The sequence below is a fragment of the Mycobacterium sp. TH-M15 genome (genome assembly GCF_057473705.1).
Map to the genome: position 1 here is coordinate 1 of NZ_JBYCLB010000466.1, position 3893 is coordinate 3893.

A 3893-nucleotide genomic window follows, 5' to 3' on the forward strand; every position below is an offset into this window, starting at 1 on the left:
GACGAACTGCCGCGACGGGCCAGCAGCACCGCGGTGACGCCCATGAACAGGGCGGCCAGGTCGGTGAGCAGGTGGCCGGCGTCGGCGAGCAGCGCGATCGACTTGGTCACCAGCGCGGTGGTCAGCTCGACGACGAAGAACCCGGTCAGAATCACCGCGGCGGTGACCATCCGGGATAGCCGGGCGTCAGGGTGCTGCCCGTGGCTGTGGCCGGCGCTCATGGGAAGCTAATATATTTGCCCGACGATCTCCCCGCCGCCTCGATCAGAACCAGCCGCTCCAGAACTGGGTCAGCGACAGACCCCAGACAACCAGCGTCCGCGGCACGTCGAACAGGTCGAAGAACCACAGCACCAGCGAGAAGAACCGCCGATTCAGCGCCGGGGAGAAGATCAACAGGCCGAACAACGCCAGCAGGCCCCACTGCTGCGCCGGTTGCAGCGCCCGCCGGGTGGCCGGGCTCAGATGCGGTTCCAGCGCGCCGTAGCCGTCCAGGCCCGGCACCGGCAGCAGGTTCAACACCAACGCGGTGACCTGCAAAAAGCCCAGGAACGCCACCCCGGACCAGAACACCGGGTGCGCGAGGTCCATGAACATGCGGGTCGCGCCCAGCAGCAGTACCGCCAGGGCCAGGTTGGCGGCGGGGCCGGCCAGGCTGACCAGGCTGCGCCGAACCGGCGTCATGAACGAGGTCTGCACGTACACCGCGCCGCCGGGCAGGCCGATCCCGCCCAGCGCGATGAACAGCAGCGGCAGGGCCAGCGATAGGCCCGGGTGGCTGTAGTGCAGCGGGTTCAGCGTCAGGTAGCCGCGCGCTTCGACACCGTGGTCGCCGAACCGCCACGCGGTGAAGGCGTGGCCGAACTCGTGCAGACACAGCGACACCAGCCAGCCGGCGATGACGAAGACAAACACGCCCAGGTAGGCCAGTGGCCCCCGGACATCCCGCGCCAGCCAGGCCAGCACGCCGCCGACGGCGGTGACGCCGACGATCGCCAGGAAGATCGGGCTGGGACGGACACCTTGGTCGGGGCCGCGGATGTTCACCCGACGAACCTACCCGTCACCGGAGTGTGCGGCGGGTCCGGCTCCTCTGCGGGCCGTGCCGGCCCGCATCGTCACCGGACTAGTAGCCAGCCTTCGGTGTGCCGGTAAAACGTCGACCGCTTCACCGTCCGAGCGCCCGGCACGCCGTCGCGCAGCACCGCCGCACCGGTGGTGCCGAGCTGGGCGGCGCGCCCGCTCACCCAGCGGCCACGGCCGGGCGCGGCACGCGCCCGCACGCCGGGCATGGCACGGGTCGGCTCGATGTACACCCCGGTCACGTCGCCGTCGAAGAGCACCGCGTCGTCCACCACCGCCTCGCCGTGCAGCAGGTCGGCGCCGCCGGCCGGCAGCCAGACGGCCCGGCCGACCAGCACGGTGCCGGCGTCGTCCCGGATCAGCGGCACCCGTTCGGCGCTACCTCGGCGGGCCCGCCGTCCCGCCCGCCGGCCGGACGGCAGCCGGTAGACGCGGGTGGCCGCGGTGCGTTGCCGCGGCACGTAGCCCACCTGCACGTCGAGCCGGTCGGTGCGCAGCAGCCGGGTCAGCACGCCGGCCAGGTCGGCGTCGTCGCCGACGACGATCAGCCGGGCGAATCGGCCCGGGTCGTCGAACGACCCGACGGGCAGCCCGCGCAGCGGTCGGGGCAGCCGCCGGTCGCCGAACAACAGCACGGCCGCATCGATCGGGTCGGCGGTCTTCAAAACGCTCCTCGTAAACCGCTTGGGTATAGGCTCAGTCACCGGCTGGACCACCATAAGCCAGAGAAGTGAGCGAGAAATCCATGCCGGTAATCGTCCTGATCGGCGCCCAGTGGGGTGACGAGGGCAAGGGGAAGGCCACCGACCTGCTCGGCGGGCGGGTGCAGTGGGTGGTGCGTTACCAGGGCGGGAACAACGCCGGCCACACCGTGGTCTTGCCCAGCGGGGAGAACTTCGCGCTGCATCTGATCCCGTCCGGGGTGCTCACCCCCGGGGTGACGAACGTGATCGGCAACGGCGTGGTGGTCGACCCCGGGGTGCTGCTGACCGAGCTGGCCGGCCTGGAGGAGCGCGGGGTGGACACGTCCCGGCTGCTGATCTCGGCCGATGCCCACCTGCTGATGCCGTACCACGTGGCGATCGACAAGGTGACCGAGCGTTACATGGGCAGCAAGAAGATCGGCACCACCGGCCGCGGCATCGGCCCCTGCTACCAGGACAAGATCGCCCGGATGGGAATCCGGGTGGCCGACGTGCTCGACGAGGAGTCGCTGGCGCAGAAGATCGAGGCCGCGTGCGAGTTCAAGAACCAGGTGCTGGTCAAGATCTACAACCGCAAGGCGCTGGACCCGGCCCAGGTGCTCGACGAGTTGTTGGGACAGGCGGCGGAGTTCACTCACCGGATCGCCGACACGGCGCTGCTGCTGGGCGGCGCCCTGGACCGCGGCGAGACGGTGCTGCTGGAGGGCTCGCAGGGCACCCTGCTCGACGTCGACCACGGCACCTACCCCTACGTGACGTCGTCGAACCCCACCGCCGGTGGCGCCGCCGTCGGATCCGGCATCGGGCCGACCCGGATCACCGCGGTGCTGGGCATCCTGAAGGCCTACACCACCCGGGTGGGCTCGGGTCCGTTCCCCACCGAGCTGTTCGACGAGAGCGGCGAGTATCTGTCCAAGACCGGCGGGGAGGTCGGGGTGACCACCGGCCGGGCCCGTCGCTGCGGTTGGTTCGACGCGGTGATCGCCCGCTACGCCACCCGGGTGAATGGGATCACCGACTACTTCCTGACCAAGCTCGACGTGCTGTCCAGCCTGCAGACGGTGCCGATCTGCGTCGGCTACACCGTCGACGGGAAGCGCACCGACGAGATCCCGATGACTCAGGCCGAATTCGCCCGCGCCGAACCGATATATGAGGAGCTGCCCGGCTGGTGGGAGGACATCTCGGCGGCGCGCAGCTTCGACGACCTGCCGGCGAAAGCCCGCGACTACGTGTCCCGGTTGGAAGAGCTTGCCGGCGCACGGATTTCGTGTATCGGCGTCGGACCCGGCCGTGACCAGACGATCGTCTGCCACGACGTGCTGCGGGGGGCACCACCCGCTCGCGGGGGAGGGACCCGGTGAGCGCCGGGAAACCCGAGCGGCCTGGAAAACCCGAGGCGCTCGACCCCGAATACGCCAAGCACGGCGGCTTCCCGAACTACGAGATTGCCACGCCGGGACCGGGTTTCGGCCGGTTCCTGACCGCGGTGCGCCGACTGCAAGACCTGGCAGTCTGCGTAGACCCGGACGAGGACACCTGGGATCAGGTCGCCGAGCGGGCAGAGGAGTTGGTCAAGCTGCTCGACCCGTACCAGGCGCCGGAAGGCGTCGGCCCGGCCGGTCGGGTGCCGACCATGGCGGGTATGGGCAGCCTACTGTTGCCGCCTTGGCGGATAACGCATTTCGGCCCGGACGGCGTTGCGATGAAGGGCCGGTTCAGCCGCTACCACGTGGGCGGCAACTCCGCGGTGCACGGCGGGGTGCTGCCGCTGCTCTTCGACTGGATGTGCGGGATGGTGGTGCACGCCGCCGGCCGGCCGATCAGCCGCACCGCGTTCCTGCACGTCGACTACCGCAAGGTCACCCCGATCGACACCCCACTCAAGGTGCGTGGCCGGGTCGACAACGCCGAGGGGCGCAAGGCGTTCATCTCGGCCGAGCTGACCGACGCCGACGACACCGTGCTGGCCGAGGCGCATGCGCTGATGGTCCGGCTGCTGCCGGGTCAGCCCTGACGGCGCTGACCCGGGCGCGGAGGCAGCGCGCGGGCGATGGTGGCGATCGCTAGAGCGGTCTCGTCGATCAGTTCGTCGATGGTGCGGTG

5 protein-coding genes are annotated in these 3893 nt (G+C 70.3%); 2 read left to right on the top strand and 3 right to left on the bottom strand.

All coding sequences use genetic code 11. From position 1 onward, the window contains the following. From AC2VNT_RS11255 to AC2VNT_RS11265, 3 genes are all read right to left on the bottom strand, one after another. Nucleotides 1-221, bottom strand: a 221-nt coding sequence (locus tag AC2VNT_RS11255; RefSeq protein WP_486946931.1) for a cation efflux transmembrane domain-containing protein, incomplete at its 3' end; no start/stop codon positions are given. 43 nt (nucleotides 222-264) lie between these two features. Further along, nucleotides 265-1047, bottom strand: a complete 783-nt coding sequence (locus tag AC2VNT_RS11260) for a site-2 protease family protein (protein ID WP_486946932.1) — start codon at nucleotides 1045-1047, stop codon at nucleotides 265-267. Nucleotides 1048-1118: 71 nt separating this feature from the next. Further along, the gene (locus AC2VNT_RS11265; protein WP_486946933.1) at nucleotides 1119-1802 is read right to left on the bottom strand and encodes a peptidase M50; all 684 of its coding nucleotides are present in this window, start codon (nucleotides 1800-1802) and stop codon (nucleotides 1119-1121) included. A 26-nt stretch (nucleotides 1803-1828) separates the two neighbouring features. Between AC2VNT_RS11265 and AC2VNT_RS11270 the strand changes: the two genes are divergently transcribed. Both AC2VNT_RS11270 and AC2VNT_RS11275 read left to right on the top strand, forming a co-directional pair. Beyond that, on the top strand, nucleotides 1829-3151 hold the full coding sequence (locus tag AC2VNT_RS11270; protein WP_486946935.1) for an adenylosuccinate synthase: 1323 nt from the start codon (nucleotides 1829-1831) through the stop codon (nucleotides 3149-3151). Then, on the top strand, nucleotides 3148-3804 hold the full coding sequence (locus AC2VNT_RS11275) for a PaaI family thioesterase (protein WP_486946934.1): 657 nt from the start codon (nucleotides 3148-3150) through the stop codon (nucleotides 3802-3804). The genes AC2VNT_RS11270 and AC2VNT_RS11275 overlap by 4 nt, the downstream gene beginning before the upstream one ends. The last annotated feature ends 89 nt before the right edge of the window (nucleotides 3805-3893 follow it).